Here is a 16,619-nt window from a genome sequence, read left to right as displayed (position 1 = left end):
GGGGAAGAGATGCTGACGGATCAGGATCGGATCTTCACCAATATCTACGGTCTGCATGACTGGGGCCTTGACGGCGCCAGGAAGCGCGGCCAGTGGGACAACACCAAAGGTCTTCTGGACAAGGGGCGCGACTGGATCATCCAGGAAATGAAGGACAGCGGTCTGCGCGGCCGGGGCGGAGCAGGCTTTCCGACCGGGCTGAAGTGGTCGTTCATGCCCAAGGAAACGGATGGTCGTCCAGCCTATCTGGTTGTCAATGCCGACGAATCTGAGCCGGGCACCTGCAAGGACCGCGAGATTCTTCGCCACGATCCGCACACGCTGGTTGAGGGCTGTCTGGTCGCGGGCTTCGCCATGGGAGCGGTTGCCGCCTACATCTACGTGCGCGGTGAGTTCATCCGTGAACGGGAGCGCCTGCAGGCGGCCATCGATCAGGCCTACGATGCGGGTCTCATCGGCAAGAACAACAAGAACGGCTACGATTTCGACATTTACGTGCATCACGGTGCCGGCGCCTACATCTGCGGCGAGGAAACCGCTCTTCTGGAAAGCCTGGAAGGCAAGAAGGGCCAGCCGCGGCTGAAACCGCCTTTTCCGGCGAACGTGGGCCTTTACGGCTGCCCGACCACGGTCAACAACGTCGAGTCGATCGCAGTCGCGCCAACCATTCTGCGCCGCGGCGCCGCCTGGTTTTCCGCGCTTGGACGTCCGAACAACACCGGTACCAAGCTCTTCTGCGTCTCCGGACACGTCAATCAGCCGGCGACTTTCGAGGAAGAGCTCGGCGTGCCGTTTTCCGAGATGATCGACAAGCATTGCGGCGGCATTCGCGGAGGCTGGGACAATCTCCTGGCCGTCATTCCGGGCGGGTCCTCCGTTCCTTGCTGTACGGCGGAGCAGATAAAGGACGCGCCGATGGATTTCGACACCTTGCGCGGCATGGGGTCGGGTCTGGGAACCGCGGCGGTGATCGTCATGGACAAGTCCACCGACATCATCAAGGCGATCGCGCGGCTTTCCTACTTCTACAAGCACGAAAGCTGCGGTCAGTGCACGCCGTGCCGGGAGGGCACCGGCTGGATGTGGCGTGTCATGGAGCGAATGGTCAAGGGCGAGTCCTCCTATGAGGAAATCGACATGCTGTTCAAGGTGACCAAGCAGGTTGAGGGCCATACGATCTGCGCACTCGGGGATGCGGCCGCCTGGCCGATCCAGGGATTGATCAAGAATTTCCGGCCTGTAATCGAGCAGCGCATCGATGACTATGTCGCCAGGTCGAAGTCTTCTTCGACCATGGTGGCGGCCGAGTAAGCGGAACGGGATTTGGAGAGCAACGGATGACGAAGCTCATCATCGACGGCAAGGAAGTTGAAGTCCCGGCGGACTACACGCTGCTTCAGGCGTGTGAAGAAGCGGGCGCCGAGGTTCCGCGCTTTTGCTACCATGACCGGCTGTCCATTGCCGGCAACTGCCGCATGTGCCTGGTCGAGGTCAAGGGCGGGCCGCCCAAGCCGACCGCATCCTGCGCCATGGGCGTCAAGGATCTGCGTCCGGGGCCCAACGGCGAGCCGCCTGTGGTCGACACCAAATCCGAAATGGTCAAGAAGGCCCGCGAAGGGGTGATGGAGTTTCTGCTCATCAACCACCCGCTCGACTGCCCGATCTGCGATCAGGGCGGTGAATGCGACCTGCAGGATCAGGCAATGGCCTATGGTGTCGACGGCTCGCGGTTCCACGAAAACAAGCGCGCCGTCGAAAACAAGGAAATAGGTCCTCTGATCAAGACGATCATGACCCGCTGCATTCACTGCACCCGTTGTGTCCGCTTCACCACCGAGGTGTGCGGCGTAACCGACATGGGCCTGATCGGACGCGGTGAGGATGCAGAAATCACCACCTATCTCGAAGCGGCGCTTTCGTCGGAGATGCAGGGGAACGTCGCGGACCTCTGCCCGGTCGGTGCGCTGACGCACAAGCCTTACGAATTCCATGCCCGCCCTTGGGAGTTGACCAAGACGGAGAGCATCGACGTTTCCGACGCGGTCGGCTCGGCCATCCGGGTGGATACGCGTGGCAAGGAAGTCATGCGTGTGATGCCGCGGCTGAACGAGGAGGTCAACGAAGAGTGGATCTCCGACAAGGCACGCTATGTCTGGGACGGTCTGAAGACCCAGCGTCTGGACCGGCCATACGCCAAGAAAGACGGCAAGCTGCAGCCGGTTTCCTGGTCCGAGGCCTTTCAGATCATCGCGGACAAGGTCAAAGCCTCCTCCGCTGAAAAGATCGGTGCGCTCGCGGGCCAGCTTGCCGGCGTGGAAGAGATGTTTGCGCTGAAAAGCCTGATGGAAAAGCTCGGCGTCGCCAATCTCGACTGCCGCTTTCCGGGATCGCCGCTCCATCCGAAAAACGGACGTGCAAGTTATCTTTTCAATTCGACCATTGAGGGGATCGACGAAGCCGACGCGATCATGCTGATCGGAACCAACCCGCGCCAGGAAGCGCCGGTTCTGAACGCGCGGATCCGCAAGCGCTGGACCCGTGGCGACCTGACGGTCGGCCTGATCGGCGAAAACGCCGACCTGACCTACCCTGTCACCTATCTCGGAGCTGGTCCGGAAAGCCTGAAGCAATTCGTCGACCACGCGCCCGCCAAGTCCGAGAAACCGATGTTCATCGTCGGGCAGGGCGCCTTGAACCGGGCGGACGGTGCCGCTGTGCTGGCGACCCTTGCGGCGGCGGCAAAGTCGCTCGGTGTGATCAAGGACGGCTGGAACGGGTTCAATATCCTGCACACCGAAGCCTCCCAGGTGGGTGCGCTCGACATAGGCTTCGTGCCGGGCGAGGGCGGCATGGACACCGGAGCGATGCTGGAAGCGGGGGCGCTCGACGTCCTGTTCCTGCTCGGTGTCGATGAAGTCGAGGTTCCCGAAGGCGCTTTTGTCGTCTACCAGGGCACCCATGGCGATCGCGGAGCGCATCGGGCGGACGTGATCCTGCCGGGGGCGGCTTACACGGAAAAATCCGCGATCTACGTCAACACCGAAGGCCGCGTGCAAATGGGCGACCGGGCCGGATTTCCCCCGGGCGATGCCCGCGAGGACTGGGCGATCCTTCGGGCGTTGTCGGCAAGTCTCGGTCAGACGCTTGAGTTCGACAGTCTGAGCGAGCTGCGTGCCAAGCTGTTCGAGGCGGTGCCGCATATGCTGAGCATCGACGCCGTCGAGCCGGGCGATGCCGCCGACATCGAAAAACTCGCCGACGCGAAGGCGAAAATGGACAGCGCCGGGTTTGCCAACGTGATCCGGGACTTTTATTTGACCAATCCGATTGCCCGTGCCTCCAAGGTCATGGCCGAGTGTTCGGCGCTCGCCACGTCGCGGGCGGCGGAAGCAGCGGAATAAGGGGTAGGGGACCGATATGGCAGAGTTCATGACGACCTACGGCTGGCCGTTCCTCTGGATGGCCTTCACGAGCATTCTGCTGATGGTCGTGCTTCTGGTGATTGTCGCCTATGTGCTATTGGCGGATCGCAAGATCTGGGCCGCCGTTCAGATCAGGCGCGGGCCGAACGTCGTCGGGCCATGGGGGCTCTTGCAGAGCTTCGCCGACCTTCTGAAATTCGTTCTGAAGGAGCCGGTGATCCCGTCCGGGTCCAACAAGGTTCTGTTCCTGCTGGCTCCGCTGATCTCCGTGCTCCTGGCGCTTGCAGCCTGGGCGGTCATTCCGGTCGCCGACGGCTGGGTGATCTCCAACATCAACGTAGGCGTTCTGTTCGTCTTCGCCGTTTCGTCGCTGGAAGTTTACGGGGTCATCATCGGCGGTTGGGCGTCGAACTCGAAATACCCGTTCCTCTCGGCGCTCAGGTCCGCGGCGCAGATGGTCTCCTACGAAGTCTCCATCGGCTTTGTCATCGTGACCGTCCTGCTGTGTGCCGGTACCTTGAACCTTTCCGGCATCGTGCAGTCGCAGGAAACCGGCCTGGCGACCATGCTCGGCGTGCCCTGGCTGTCCTTCCTGAACTGGTACTGGCTGCCGCTGTTCCCGATGTTCGTGGTGTTCTTTGTTTCCGCTCTTGCGGAAACAAACCGACCGCCCTTCGACCTCGCGGAGGCGGAATCGGAGCTGGTTGCCGGTTTCATGGTGGAATACGGTTCCACACCGTACATGATGTTCATGCTCGGCGAATATGTCGCCATCTGCCTGATGTGCGCGCTCATGACGATCTTCTTCATGGGGGGCTGGCTTCCGCCGCTCGATTTCGCGCCGTTCACATGGGTGCCGGGCGTCATCTGGTTCATTTTGAAGTGCCTGCTCGGCTTCTTCATGTTCGCGATGGTCAAGGCAATGGTGCCCCGGTACCGCTACGATCAGCTCATGCGTCTGGGCTGGAAGGTCTTCCTGCCGCTGTCGCTGGCGATGGTCGTGGTTGTCGCGGTGGTCTTGATGGTGATGGGATGGGCTCCGACTTCGGCGTGACTATCTCGCTCGCCGGTCTGATCGGGGCTGCCGTCGGCCTTTACGTCGGCTGGCTCGACTGGAAGATCCTGAAGGGATTGCTTCAGGCGGCGGAAACGAAGAACAGACAGGCCGGCGGAGACGGTGGTCCCGCGGCCAGATACAAGGCGCTCCTGGGCGCAGTCATATTCGCGGTTCCGGTGATCGGTTTTCCGATTGTCGGCTATTGGGCCGCCAGCGTGCTGGTCGGTTGAGGAAAGAGAGGCAAAAAGCGATGGGACTCAGTCAAGCCGTCAAATCGCTGTTTCTGCAGGAATTCGTATCGGCGTTCTTTCTGGCGATGCGGTATTTCTTCAAGCCGAAACCCACGGTCAACTATCCCTTCGAAAAGGGACCCGTTAGTCCGCGGTTCCGGGGTGAGCATGCCCTGCGCCGCTATCCGAACGGGGAAGAGCGCTGTATCGCCTGCAAGCTGTGCGAAGCGATCTGCCCGGCCCAGGCGATCACCATCGAGGCCGGTCCGCGGCGCAACGACGGGACACGCCGGACCACGCGCTACGACATCGACATGGTCAAATGCATCTATTGCGGCTTCTGTCAGGAAGCCTGCCCGGTGGATGCCATCGTTGAAGGGCCGAATTTCGAATTCGCCACGGAAACCCGCGAAGAGCTTTACTACGACAAGCAGAAGCTTCTCGCGAACGGAGACCGCTGGGAACGCGAAATCGCCCGTAACATTGAAATGGATGCTCCTTACCGCTAGGAGCTAACCGTGAAGTTTGCATTCTGCCCGGCAATCCGGCCGGGCCCCGCAGTTCCGGCCCGTCAGGGCCACTCGACAGGCAGGTCTTCGATATGATCCTGAAAGCCCTTTTCTTCTACCTGTTCGCCGGCGTTACTGTTGCGTCCGCCCTGATGGTGATCGCATCCCGGAACCCGGTCACTTCGGTCCTGTTCCTGATCCTCGCCTTTGTGAATTCCGCCGGTCTCTTCATTCTGTTGGGTGCCGAGTATCTCGCCCTGCTGCTTGTCGTGGTCTACGTCGGCGCGGTGGCGGTGTTGTTCCTGTTCGTCGTCATGATGCTCGACGTGGATTTCGTCGAACTCCGTCAGGGCTTTCTTCAGTACCTGCCGGTCGGCGCGCTTGTCGGACTGATCCTGCTGGTTGAACTTCTTCTGGGACTTGGCGGCTGGGTGATTGCGCCTGAACTTCTCGGACACGGGGCGGAGCCGATGCCGGCCCTGACCGAGACGAGCAACATTCAGGCGTTGGGTTCGGTGCTTTACACCAAATACATCTTCTTCTTCCAGGTCGCTGGCCTGGTCTTGCTGGTGGCCATGATCGGAGCGATCGTCCTGACCTTGCGCCACAAGCCGAATGTCAAACGCCAAAGTATACCGGACCAGGTGGCGCGAACACGCGAAACCGCGATCGAAGTCCGGAAAGTGGAGAGCGGCAAGGGAATCTGACGCAAATCCTTGCGTCTTTTAAGCTAGTCCGGATACCGGCACGCTCCTCCGTGCTGTTTCCGGTTGGGGTAAACGAGGGGAGCACGGCGAGGCGCCCATGGAAATCGGTCTGTCGCACTATCTGTCTGTCGCGGCGATCCTGTTCACGATCGGGATTTTCGGGATCTTCCTGAACAGGAAAAACGTGATTGTCATCTTGATGTCCATCGAGCTGATCCTTCTGTCGGTGAACATCAACATGGTTGCCTTCTCGTCGCATCTCGGCGACTTGATGGGGCAGATCTTCACCATGCTGGTTCTGACCGTGGCCGCCGCCGAAGCGGCGATCGGGCTTGCCATCCTGGTGGTCTTCCACCGGAACCGCGGTTCCATCGCCGTGGAAGACGTCAACGTGATGAAAGGGTAGGAGCCGATGTATTCCGCAATCCTGTTCCTGCCGCTGATCGGCTTTCTGATCGCCGGTCTTTTCGGCCGGTCCATCGGCGCCAAGGCCTGTGAATATGTTACCAGCGGTCTGGTGATCCTCGCCGCGCTTCTTTCCTGGATCACGTTTTTCGGTTTCTGGCTCGGTGGGTCGGAGCTTCAGGTTGTCGAGCTGTTCCGCTGGATGGATGCAGGAGACCTCAAGGTCTCGTGGTCGATCCGCGTAGATACGCTGACCGCGGTGATGCTGGTCGTGGTCAACACGGTCTCCGCGCTGGTGCATGTCTATTCCATCGGCTACATGCACCACGATCCGCACCGGCCACGCTTTTTCGCCTATCTGTCGCTGTTTACCTTCGCGATGCTGTCGCTGGTGACCGCCGACAACCTGCTGCAGATGTTCTTCGGCTGGGAAGGCGTGGGGCTCGCCTCGTATCTCCTGATCGGCTTCTGGTACCAGAAACCCTCCGCCAATGCCGCCGCGATGAAGGCCTTCGTCGTCAACCGTGTCGGCGATTTCGGTTTCGCGCTTGGTATCTTCGGCGTGTTCTATCTGTTCCAGAGCATCGATTTCACGACCATCTTCAACGACGCTCCGTCATTCATCGAAGAACACGGTGAAGTGCTGACCTTTCTCGGCTACCATCTCGACCCGCACGCAGCGATGACCGTGGTCTGTCTGCTGCTCTTCATGGGAGCCATGGGCAAGTCGGCGCAGTTCCTTCTGCACACCTGGTTGCCGGACGCCATGGAGGGCCCGACGCCGGTTTCCGCGCTTATTCACGCGGCGACCATGGTGACGGCCGGTGTCTTCATGGTGGCGCGCCTGTCGCCGCTTATGGAACTGTCGCACACGGCGCTGGCGGTGATCGTGTTCTTCGGCGCCACGACGGCCTTTTTCGCGGCGACGGTCGGTCTGGTTCAGAACGACATCAAGCGGGTGATTGCCTATTCGACCTGTTCACAGCTCGGCTACATGTTCGTAGCGCTCGGGGTCGGGGCCTATTCGATCGGTATCTTCCACCTGTTCACCCACGCCTTCTTCAAGGCGCTCCTCTTCCTGTGCGCAGGCTCCGTCATTCATGCGGTGTCCGACGAGCAGGACATGCGCAAGATGGGCGGTTTGCGGAAGCACATTCCGATTACCTACTGGACCATGATGATCGGAACGCTGGCGCTGACCGGTGTCGGCATTCCGTTCACCCATCTGGGCTTCGCAGGCTTTATTTCAAAGGACGCGATCATCGAGGCGGCCTTTGCCGGGGCCGGGGGCGAACATGCAAACCCGATGGCGCTCTATGGCTTCTGGATGACGGTCATCGCGGCCGCGCTGACGTCCTTCTATTCCTGGCGCCTGACCTTCATGACCTTCCATGGCAAGCCCCGCGCACCGGTCGACGTGATGAAGCACGTTCATGAATCGCCTCTGGTGATGACCGTGCCGCTGTTCATCCTTTCCGTCGGCGCGGCGTTGGCCGGGATGGTCTTCTACGGTTCGTTCTATGGCGAGGGGTACGCGGAGTTCTGGAAGGGCGCGTTGTTTAACAGCGAAACCAACCACATCCTCCACGAAATGCATCACGTTCCCGGCTGGGTCAAAGTCTCGCCCTTCGTCATGATGGTGCTTGGTTTCGTGGTAGCCTGGGTGTTCTACGTCCGCTCACCCGAAATGCCGAAGCAACTGGCGCAGCGTCACTCCGGCCTCTACCAGTTCCTGCTCAACAAGTGGTATTTCGACGAGCTTTACGACTTCATCTTTGTCCGTCCCGCCCTGTGGATCGGCCGTGTGCTCTGGAAGAAGGGCGACGGTACCGTCATTGACGGTTACGGGCCCAACGGGATCGCGGCCCGGGTGCAGAACGTCACGGCATGGGTCGTGCGGTTGCAGACCGGATATCTTTACCACTATGCATTTGCGATGCTGATCGGCGTAGCTGCGCTGATCACCTGGTCGATGTTCACCGGTGCAGGCACCGGCGGGGGTGCTCACTAATGATTGACTGGCCAATACTGTCACTCACGACGTTTCTGCCGCTGCTCGGCGTCCTGTTTATTCTTCTGGTTGCCGGAGACGACGAGGTCAGCAAGAAAAACATACGCATGGTCGCCCTGGTGACCACCGGTGTCACCTTCCTGCTTTCTCTGGTGATCTGGGCCTATTTCGACTATTCGAATCCCGGATTCCAGTTCGTTGAGCATAAGGAGTGGCTTGGCAGCGACATCAGCTACCGGATGGGCGTTGACGGCATCTCGGTGCTTTTCGTGATCCTGACCACCTTCCTGATGCCCTTCTGTGTCCTGGCCTCCTGGGAGAGCGTGCAGAAACGGGTCAAGGAATACATGATCGCTTTCCTGGTTCTGGAAACGCTCATGATCGGCGTGTTCTGTGCGCTCGACCTTGTCGTCTTCTACGTCTTCTTCGAAGCCGGACTGATCCCGATGTTCCTCATCATCGGTGTGTGGGGCGGGGCGCGTCGTGTCTACGCGTCCTACAAATTCTTCCTCTACACACTGCTCGGCTCCGTTCTGATGCTGATCGCGATGATGGCGATGTACTGGAACGCGGGCACGACGGATATCGAGCAGCTTCTGGCGCATTCCTTCCCGGAAAACATGCAGACCTGGCTGTGGCTCGCCTTCTTCGCCTCTTTCGCGGTCAAAATGCCCATGTGGCCGGTGCATACCTGGCTTCCTGATGCGCACGTGGAAGCGCCGACGGCGGGCTCGGTCATCCTGGCGGGTGTGCTGCTGAAGCTCGGCGGCTATGGCTTCCTTCGCTTCTCGCTGCCGATGTTTCCGATCGCGTCGGATATGTTCGCGCCGTTCATCTTCACACTCTCGGTGGTTGCGATCATCTATACCTCGCTGGTGGCGCTTGCGCAGGAAGACATCAAGAAGCTGATCGCCTATTCGTCGGTCGCGCATATGGGCTATGTGACCATGGGCGTTTTCACGATGACCCACCAGGGTGTGCAGGGTGGCATTTTCCAGATGCTCTCCCACGGGATCGTGTCCGGGGCGCTCTTCCTTTGCGTTGGCGTGATTTACGACCGGATGCACACCCGCGAGATCGCCGCTTATGGCGGTCTGGTCAACCGGATGCCGAAATACGCGGTCGCGTTCCTGATCTTCACCATGGCCAATGTCGGATTACCCGGAACCTCCGGTTTCGTCGGCGAAATACTGACGCTCATGGGCGCGTTCCAGGTCAATACCTGGGTGGCGTTTTTCGCGACCACGGGTGTCATCCTGTCCGCGGCCTATGCGCTGTATCTCTACCGGAGGGTGATCTTCGGGGCCCTTGAAAAGGAAAGCCTGAAATCGCTCCTCGACCTGGACCTCCGGGAAAAGGTCATTCTGGTGCCGATGATCGTTCTGACGATTTTCTTCGGGTTCTATCCGATGGCGATCCTGGATGTGACCCAAGGCGCGGTCGACAATCTTATCACTCAATACACTGCAGCGCTTGACGCGGCCGGGGTCTCCCAGCACGCGGCAGCGGCTGCCGCGGTGTCTCACTAAGGCTTCGAGGACGAGACAGAGCTATGTCGGACATGACCCAATTGCCGGATCTCCAGCCGGCCCTGCCGGAGATCATCCTGGCCCTCGGAGCCATGGTTTTGCTGATGATCGGCGCCTTTGGCGGCAAACGCGTCAGCTACGCGGTTTTCGGCGGTGCCATGGGGCTCCTGGGCTGTACGTTCCTGGTTCTCCTGTTTGTCCCGAGCTTCGGCGAGACCTTCGGCGGGTCCTTCGTGCTCGACGATTTCGCCTATCTGCTCAAGCTCCTGGTCCTGGTCGGGTCGTTCTTTGCGATCGCCATGTCCTGGGCCTATGCCAAGAGCCAGTCCTTCGATCATTTCGAATATCCCATCCTGATCGTGCTCGCGACGCTCGGCATGCTCCTGATGCTGTCGGCCAGTGACATGATCGCGCTCTACCTGGGCCTCGAACTGCAGAGCCTCGCGCTCTACGTGGTTGCGGCCATCAACCGGGACAGCGTGCGTTCGACAGAGGCCGGCCTGAAGTATTTCGTTCTCGGTTCGCTGTCTTCAGGCATGCTGCTTTACGGCATGTCGCTGGTCTACGGCTTCACCGGCCAGATCTCCTTCGACGGCATCGCCGAAACCATCACCCATGAAGGGGCATCGATCGGCCTGGTGATCGGCCTGACCTTCGTTCTCGCAGGCCTGGCCTTCAAGATTTCCGCCGTTCCGTTCCACATGTGGACTCCGGACGTTTACGAAGGGGCTCCGACACCGGTGACCGCCTTCCTCGCCGCAGCTCCGAAAGTTGCCGCCATGGGCATGACGGTCCGCATTGTCATCGAAGCATTCCAACCGGTGACGAGCGACTGGCAGCAGATCGTCGTCTTTGTCTCGATCGCGTCCATGGCACTCGGTTCGTTCGCCGCAATCGGTCAGCGCAACCTGAAACGGCTGATGGCCTATTCCTCCATCGGTCACATGGGCTATGCGCTTGTCGGACTGGCGGCCGGAACCCAGACCGGTGTCGAAGGCGTCATCTTCTACATGATCGCCTACCTCGGCATGACGCTTGGTGTATTCGCCTGCATCCTGTCCATGCGCCGCAAGGACGGCATGGTTGAGGAAATCGACGATCTGTCCGGTCTTTCGCAGACGAACCTGCCAATGGCCGTGCTGCTCGGACTGCTGATGTTCTCGCTGGCCGGGATCCCGCCGCTCGTCGGGTTCTTCGGCAAGTGGTATGTGTTTGTCGCCGCGGTTCAGGTCGGACTGTATCCGCTTGCGGTGATCGGGGTCCTGATGTCGGTTGTCGGAGCCTACTACTATCTGAGAATCGTCAAGGTGATGTTCTTTGACGAGCCGGTCGAGAAATTCGAGACGATGCCCATGGAACTGCGGGTTGTCCTGGGATTGTCGAGTGTCTTCGTGATTTTCTTCTCGGTCGCGCCGGGCCAGGTGGTCAATGCGGCAAGCGCTGCGGCGCAGTCGTTGTTCTAGTACATCGTGCGGTCCGCTGACGGAACGATGGTCATTCCTTCCGGAATCGGTCAACCTTTGTCAGGTGAGTCGGTTCCGGTTGATACTCCGGTGTTCTAGAAGATCCATATGACCCAGTCCAATTCCGAGTGTCCGGCGCCCGGTGCGCCGGACTTTCGCTATGAAGCGCATGAAAACGTCGGTTCGACGAATTCCCTTTGTTTCGAACGCGCCCGAAGCGGGCATCCGGGGCGACTGTGGATACGGGCCGACGTTCAGACTTCCGGCCGAGGGCGCAGGGGGCGCGAATGGTCCTCTCCGGCAGGGAATATGTTCGCAAGTCTTTTGCTGGTCGATCCGGAACCCGCCGACAGGATCGGCGAGTTGCCGCTGGTGGCGGCTGTTGCCCTGGCTGAAGCGGTTGACAAAGCCGCCGGGACACTGCAACTGGTCAAACTGAAATGGCCGAACGATCTCCTGATCGAGGGCGCCAAGCTTTCCGGCATCCTTCTGGAATCGGAAACCCTGGCCGGCGACCGCCAGGCGGTGGTCCTCGGGTTCGGCGTGAATTGCGTGTCCCACCCGCCACTGTCGCTCTATCAGGCCACGGACCTGAGAAGTCTCGGCTATCAGGTGTCCGCCGAGAGCCTGTTTGGAAGTTTGAGTGCGGTCTTGGCGGAAAAACTGGCTGTCTGGCGGCAACCCGAAGGGTTCAGGTCGATCAGGAAAGACTGGTTGGGACGGGCGGCGCATCTGGGCAAGGAAATCACCGTGAGATCGGCCCAGCAGGAGATTACCGGTACTTTTGCCGATTTGGATGAACGTGGCCATCTGGTGATACAACAGGCCGATGGACGACAACGGACCATCTATGCGGGCGATGTCTTCCTGCCCGGCGTTTAGCCGGCAGCGAAGTCTCCGCGGGAGGGTCAAAGGAGCAATGCATGGCTTCGGCCAACAATAACGATTACGACATAGTGTTTCTTCCCCTGGGAGGGGTCGGGGAAATCGGAATGAACCTCGGTCTGTATGGTTATGGACCGGAAGAGGACCGGAGCTGGTTGATTGTCGATTGCGGCGTGAGTTTCGCCGGCCCGGACCTGCCGGGTATCGATATCGTGGTTCCGGACATCAAGTTTCTCGAAGAGGAAGTCGACAATGTCGTCGGCATGGTGATCACCCATGCCCATGAAGACCACTATGGCGGTATCCTGCATTTGTGGCCCTTTTTGAAGGTTCCGGTCTACGCGACCGCGTTTACCGCGGGTCTTCTGGCGGCCAAGGCAGAGAGCGAGCCGGGCGAGGAAGACGTGCCGGTCACGATCGTGAAGCAGGGCGAGCGGCACAAGATCGGGCCGTTCGATGTCGAATTCGTCGCCATGTCCCACTCCATTCCCGAACCCTGTGCACTTGCCATCCGGACGCCCGCAGGCCTGGTTCTTCATACCGGTGACTGGAAGATCGATCGGACGCCCGGCGTCGGACATCCGATCGATCTGGATCGGCTGGCCGAACTCGGACGCGAAGGCGTCATGGCTCTCGTGTGCGACAGCACCAACGCGGTGAGGGACGGTGTCAGCCCGAGCGAGGCGGATGTGGCGGAAACCCTCAAGGACGTGATGTCGAAGGCCAGGCACCGGGTCGCCGTTACAACCTTCGCCTCCAATGTCGCGCGTATCCGGGCCATTGCCGAGGCGGCGGCGGCGAACGACCGCGATGTCGTGGTGGTCGGCCGGTCCATGCACCGGGTGATCGAGGTGGCGAGCGAACTCGGATATCTGGAAGGTCTGCGCACCTTTCACGAGGAAGAAGCCTTCGGCTATCTGCCGCGCGAGAAGGCGGTGCTCCTGTGCACCGGGTCCCAGGGGGAAAACAGGGCGGCGCTCGCACGGATCGCAGCCGGCGATCATCGGCATATCGCGCTGTCGAAGGGCGATATGGTGATCTTTTCCTCGAGGACCATTCCGGGCAATGAAAAGGCTGTCGGCGAGGTGATGAACAACCTCGCGGACTCCGATGTCGAGATTATCACCGACAAGGATGCCCTTGTGCATGTGTCTGGACACCCGCGGCGCGGCGAGCTGGAGCAGCTATACAAGCTGGTCGGGCCGAAAGTCGTGCTTCCCGTTCACGGTGAACCGTTGCATCTTGCCGCGCACGCCGCGTTTGCCAGGGAACTTGGCGTTCGGGAAGTCGTGCGCGGGAAGAACGGAAACATCGTCCGTTTGAACGCCGGTCGGGCCGCCGTCATCGACGAGGCCCCATCCGGCATTCTGGTGAAGGACGGCGGAATTCTGGACGACCCGGAAGTTACCGGCGTGAAGGAGCGGCGCAAGCTTTCCTTTGCAGGGGCGGCGGTGATCGCGCTGATTGTCAACCGGGCAGGGGAGCTTCTGTCCGATCCGGAGATTGCCTTGCTTGGTCTTCCCGATACGGACGACGAGGGAGAGCCGATGGAAGACCTTGTGTCCAAGGCGATCGTCGGTGCGGTGAAAAGCATTCCGAAGGCCCGGCGCAAGAACAAGGACCTTGTCGCGGAAGCCGCACGGCGCGCCGCGCGCTCTGAAATTCTGGATGTCTGGGGCAAAAAGACGCTCTGCAAGGTGATGGTGACCCAACTATAATCAACGCACTCGGGCAGCATTCTAGCGGCTGCCTTTCGAGGAGGAGAGAACATGATCGGACGGCTTAACCACGTTGCCATCGCGGTGAAGGACATTGAAGCAGCCACCGCTGTCTACCGGGACACGCTTGGAGCGGAAGTCTCGGCGAAGGAGGCACAGCCGGACCATGGTGTCAGCACGGTATTCATCACCCTGCCGAACACCAAGATAGAGTTGCTGGAACCGCTCGGAGAGAATTCTCCTATCGCGAAGTTTCTCGAGAAGAACCCATCGGGCGGCATCCATCATGTCTGCTACGAGGTCGATAACATTATCGCGGCGCGGGACAGGCTGGTGGCGGAAGGGGCGCGTATCCTTGGAGACGGTGAACCGAAAATCGGTGCGCACGGCAAGCCGGTCCTTTTCCTTCACCCCAAGGATTTTCTCGGCACCCTGACCGAGCTGGAAGAGGCTTGAGTCCCGATGTCCGTGGCGTTCGGGCTGGCGATCTATTTCATCCTCTGGTGGATCATCCTGTTTGCGATCCTGCCGTTCGGTCTTCACCGGACGCAGGAGGAAGCCGGCGACATCGTTCCCGGATCGGAACCGAGCGCCCCGGACCGTCCGCGGTTCCTTAGAGTGATTCTGGTGACAACGGTCATGGCCACGCTTTTGTTCGCAGCCTTTCTCGCCCTGCGAGCCAGCGGTTTCGGTCTGGACGACATTCCGTTCTTTAAACCGCCGGGGGGCAGTTACGGGCATCCGGGAACGTAGTGGGACAGATTTGCCGGATGGGCCGTGAACGGACACGACGGCCTTGCAGACAAAGAAAAAGGCAGAGCCTGGCTCTGCCTTTATTGAGTTCCGCGTCTAAATTTGACCCTGTTCTCTACCGAGACATTTCATGTCGTTGTAGAGGGCTGCGAACTGTTAAGTCGCGCCAAAAGGCCATTCCTCCCAAGACTCAGACCGCGATGACCTTGAGCTTCATGGTATTTCTACCAAGGCGTCTTTTTGTTATAGATTTGAAACTTAGCGGATTGTTTTTGGCTTGTCACCTATTTGTAGTGGGTAGCCTACATTTTTTGCTTGCCTATTTGATTTGCGTCGATTGTGGCAAAGTCATTGGTGTCTCTTCTGCTTATGTGTTTGCTGTCTAAGTGCCTTCACATGCGCTCCGGGGTGCCGGTCTCCTCACATATTCAGTAAAACCCCGCCGGGCCGGTTCAAAAGGCTTGTTTTTGTGTCCGGCTTGCGCTTTGACTGCGCAAGAACAGAGCAAAGCCAAATTGCGAGAACATTGATGCGTCTTTCCCGGTACTTCCTGCCCATCTTGAAAGAAACGCCCAAGGAAGCGGAAATCGTTTCCCACCGGCTTATGCTGCGTGCCGGTATGATCCGGCAGCAGTCCGCGGGAATCTATTCCTGGTTGCCGCTGGGGCTGAAGGTCTTGCGCAAGATTGAACGCATCGTGGAAGAAGAGCAGGCCCGTGCCGGGGCCGTCCAGCTCCTGATGCCGACGATCCAGTCCGCGGACCTGTGGCGGGAAAGCGGCCGCTACGATGCCTATGGCAAGGAAATGCTCAGGATCACCGACCGTCACGAGCGCGAGATGCTTTACGGTCCGACGAACGAGGAAATGATCACCGACATCTTCCGCGGCTATGTCAGATCCTACAAGGACCTGCCGCTGAACCTCTATCATATTCAGTGGAAGTTCCGCGACGAAGTCCGTCCGCGCTTCGGCATCATGCGCGGACGCGAATTTCTCATGAAGGACGCCTATTCCTTCGATCTCGACAAGGAAAGCGCGCGCCACGCCTATAACCGCATGTTCGTGGCCTATCTGCGTACCTTCGACCGGATGGGTCTCAAGGCCATTCCGATGAAGGCAGACACCGGCCCGATCGGTGGCGACATGAGCCATGAGTTCATCATTCTGGCGGAGACAGGAGAAAGCGAAGTCTTCTGTGAAAAGTCGCTTCTGGAATTGCCGATACCGGCCGAGGATACGGACTTTTTCTCAGATCTGACCCCGGTTGTAACCCGCTGGACGACGCCTTATGCGGCGACCGACGAAATGCATGATGAAACCGCGTTCAACGCGCTTCCCGACGACCAAAAGGTGTCGGCGCGAGGCATTGAGGTCGGCCACATTTTCTATTTCGGGACCAAATATTCCGATGCCATGGGCGCCAAGGTCGCGACCGCCGAAGGCACGGAGGTTCCCGTCCACATGGGTTCCTACGGTGTCGGGGTGTCCCGCCTTCTTGGCGCCTTGATCGAGGCCAATCATGACGAGAATGGAATCATCTGGCCGAAGTCGGTTGCGCCGTTCCATGTCGGTCTGGTCAATCTGAAGCCGGGGGACGAGCTGACGGACACAGTCTCTCAGGACCTTTACGCCAGGATGGAAGCAGCCGGGATCGAGGTGCTTTACGACGACACGGATACCAGGGCCGGGGCAAAGTTCGCGACCATGGATCTCATCGGCCTGCCGTTCCAGGTCGTTGCAGGTCCCCGGGGCCTGAAAGAAGGACTTCTGGAGGTCAAGGACCGGGCAACTGGGGAAAAGGAAATGCTTTCTCCCGAGGCCGCCTTGAACAAGCTGACGGCGGCATTGACGGATTGAGACGCTCCGGCAATCCTTCAGACTGGCCCGCTTTCAGGTGGAATCACTTGAGGGCGGGAATCAGGTTGGGGA

At 59.7% G+C, this 16,619-nt stretch carries 15 protein-coding genes; all 15 read left to right on the top strand.

Annotated features, from left to right (window positions below):
* Window positions 1-9: 9 nt before the first annotated feature.
* The 15 genes from nuoF (at window position 10) to proS (ending at window position 16,547) form a co-directional block, all read left to right on the top strand.
* Entirely contained in the window at window positions 10-1,311 is a 1,302-nt protein-coding gene (nuoF, locus tag JF539_RS10580; protein ID WP_207140340.1) for an NADH-quinone oxidoreductase subunit NuoF, read from the top strand.
* Window positions 1,312-1,337: 26 nt separating this feature from the next.
* Window positions 1,338-3,401 (top strand): NADH-quinone oxidoreductase subunit NuoG, encoded by a 2,064-nt coding sequence (nuoG, locus tag JF539_RS10575; protein WP_207140339.1) that lies wholly within the window; start codon window positions 1,338-1,340, stop codon window positions 3,399-3,401.
* Between the two features lie 16 nt (window positions 3,402-3,417).
* Window positions 3,418-4,476 carry an NADH-quinone oxidoreductase subunit NuoH gene (gene nuoH, locus JF539_RS10570; protein WP_207140337.1) on the top strand — a complete coding sequence of 353 codons (1,059 nt, stop codon included), beginning with the start codon at window positions 3,418-3,420 and terminating at the stop codon, window positions 4,474-4,476.
* Window positions 4,455-4,709 (top strand): hypothetical protein, encoded by a 255-nt coding sequence (locus JF539_RS10565; protein WP_209017088.1) that lies wholly within the window; start codon window positions 4,455-4,457, stop codon window positions 4,707-4,709. The genes nuoH and JF539_RS10565 overlap by 22 nt, the downstream gene beginning before the upstream one ends.
* A 20-nt stretch (window positions 4,710-4,729) precedes the next feature.
* Complete coding sequence (gene nuoI / locus JF539_RS10560; protein ID WP_207140335.1) at window positions 4,730-5,218, top strand: NADH-quinone oxidoreductase subunit NuoI; 489 nt, start codon at window positions 4,730-4,732, stop codon at window positions 5,216-5,218.
* 92 nt (window positions 5,219-5,310) lie between these two features.
* On the top strand, window positions 5,311-5,925 hold the full coding sequence (locus JF539_RS10555; RefSeq protein ID WP_207140333.1) for an NADH-quinone oxidoreductase subunit J: 615 nt from the start codon (window positions 5,311-5,313) through the stop codon (window positions 5,923-5,925).
* Between the two features lie 97 nt (window positions 5,926-6,022).
* Window positions 6,023-6,331, top strand: coding sequence for an NADH-quinone oxidoreductase subunit NuoK (nuoK, locus tag JF539_RS10550; RefSeq protein ID WP_207140331.1), 309 nt, complete (start codon window positions 6,023-6,025; stop codon window positions 6,329-6,331).
* A 6-nt stretch (window positions 6,332-6,337) separates the two neighbouring features.
* Window positions 6,338-8,341, top strand: a complete 2,004-nt coding sequence (nuoL, locus tag JF539_RS10545) for an NADH-quinone oxidoreductase subunit L (RefSeq protein WP_207140330.1) — start codon at window positions 6,338-6,340, stop codon at window positions 8,339-8,341.
* Entirely contained in the window at window positions 8,341-9,870 is a 1,530-nt protein-coding gene (locus tag JF539_RS10540; protein ID WP_207140328.1) for an NADH-quinone oxidoreductase subunit M, read from the top strand. Before nuoL ends, JF539_RS10540 begins: the two co-directional genes overlap by 1 nt.
* Before the next feature lie 23 nt (window positions 9,871-9,893).
* On the top strand, window positions 9,894-11,333 hold the full coding sequence (gene nuoN, locus JF539_RS10535) for an NADH-quinone oxidoreductase subunit NuoN (protein WP_207140324.1): 1,440 nt from the start codon (window positions 9,894-9,896) through the stop codon (window positions 11,331-11,333).
* A gap of 108 nt (window positions 11,334-11,441) precedes the next feature.
* Window positions 11,442-12,215 carry a biotin--[acetyl-CoA-carboxylase] ligase gene (locus JF539_RS10530; RefSeq protein WP_207140323.1) on the top strand — a complete coding sequence of 258 codons (774 nt, stop codon included), beginning with the start codon at window positions 11,442-11,444 and terminating at the stop codon, window positions 12,213-12,215.
* A gap of 41 nt (window positions 12,216-12,256) precedes the next feature.
* Entirely contained in the window at window positions 12,257-13,936 is a 1,680-nt protein-coding gene (locus JF539_RS10525; protein ID WP_207140321.1) for a ribonuclease J, read from the top strand.
* Window positions 13,937-13,987: 51 nt separating this feature from the next.
* A complete protein-coding gene (gene mce / locus JF539_RS10520) occupies window positions 13,988-14,392 on the top strand; it encodes a methylmalonyl-CoA epimerase (RefSeq protein ID WP_207140319.1) in 405 nt (134 codons plus the stop codon).
* A gap of 6 nt (window positions 14,393-14,398) precedes the next feature.
* Window positions 14,399-14,689, top strand: a complete 291-nt coding sequence (locus tag JF539_RS10515; protein WP_207140317.1) for a DUF1467 family protein — start codon at window positions 14,399-14,401, stop codon at window positions 14,687-14,689.
* Between the two features lie 529 nt (window positions 14,690-15,218).
* A complete protein-coding gene (gene proS, locus JF539_RS10510) occupies window positions 15,219-16,547 on the top strand; it encodes a proline--tRNA ligase (RefSeq protein WP_207140315.1) in 1,329 nt (442 codons plus the stop codon).
* Window positions 16,548-16,619: the final 72 nt, after the last annotated feature.

The sequence above is a fragment of the Roseibium aggregatum genome (assembly GCF_017309185.1).
Taxonomy (GTDB): domain Bacteria; phylum Pseudomonadota; class Alphaproteobacteria; order Rhizobiales; family Stappiaceae; genus Roseibium; species Roseibium aggregatum_B.
The sequence above is the reverse complement of the archived record's forward strand: the minus strand, read 5'-3'. Positions and strand labels throughout refer to the sequence as shown.

What these genes read in the sequence shown, in the direction of transcription:
- nuoF (WP_207140340.1), top strand. Translation starts at nt 10, where the DNA reads ATGCTGACGGATCAGGATCGGATCTTCACCAATATCTACGGTCTGCAT.
- nuoG (WP_207140339.1), top strand. Translation starts at nt 1,338, where the DNA reads ATGACGAAGCTCATCATCGACGGCAAGGAAGTTGAAGTCCCGGCGGAC.
- nuoH (WP_207140337.1), top strand. Translation starts at nt 3,418, where the DNA reads ATGGCAGAGTTCATGACGACCTACGGCTGGCCGTTCCTCTGGATGGCC.
- JF539_RS10565 (WP_209017088.1), top strand. Translation starts at nt 4,455, where the DNA reads ATGGGCTCCGACTTCGGCGTGACTATCTCGCTCGCCGGTCTGATCGGG.
- nuoI (WP_207140335.1), top strand. Translation starts at nt 4,730, where the DNA reads ATGGGACTCAGTCAAGCCGTCAAATCGCTGTTTCTGCAGGAATTCGTA.
- JF539_RS10555 (WP_207140333.1), top strand. Translation starts at nt 5,311, where the DNA reads ATGATCCTGAAAGCCCTTTTCTTCTACCTGTTCGCCGGCGTTACTGTT.
- nuoK (WP_207140331.1), top strand. Translation starts at nt 6,023, where the DNA reads ATGGAAATCGGTCTGTCGCACTATCTGTCTGTCGCGGCGATCCTGTTC.
- nuoL (WP_207140330.1), top strand. Translation starts at nt 6,338, where the DNA reads ATGTATTCCGCAATCCTGTTCCTGCCGCTGATCGGCTTTCTGATCGCC.
- JF539_RS10540 (WP_207140328.1), top strand. Translation starts at nt 8,341, where the DNA reads ATGATTGACTGGCCAATACTGTCACTCACGACGTTTCTGCCGCTGCTC.
- nuoN (WP_207140324.1), top strand. Translation starts at nt 9,894, where the DNA reads ATGTCGGACATGACCCAATTGCCGGATCTCCAGCCGGCCCTGCCGGAG.
- JF539_RS10530 (WP_207140323.1), top strand. Translation starts at nt 11,442, where the DNA reads ATGACCCAGTCCAATTCCGAGTGTCCGGCGCCCGGTGCGCCGGACTTT.
- JF539_RS10525 (WP_207140321.1), top strand. Translation starts at nt 12,257, where the DNA reads ATGGCTTCGGCCAACAATAACGATTACGACATAGTGTTTCTTCCCCTG.
- mce (WP_207140319.1), top strand. Translation starts at nt 13,988, where the DNA reads ATGATCGGACGGCTTAACCACGTTGCCATCGCGGTGAAGGACATTGAA.
- JF539_RS10515 (WP_207140317.1), top strand. Translation starts at nt 14,399, where the DNA reads ATGTCCGTGGCGTTCGGGCTGGCGATCTATTTCATCCTCTGGTGGATC.
- proS (WP_207140315.1), top strand. Translation starts at nt 15,219, where the DNA reads ATGCGTCTTTCCCGGTACTTCCTGCCCATCTTGAAAGAAACGCCCAAG.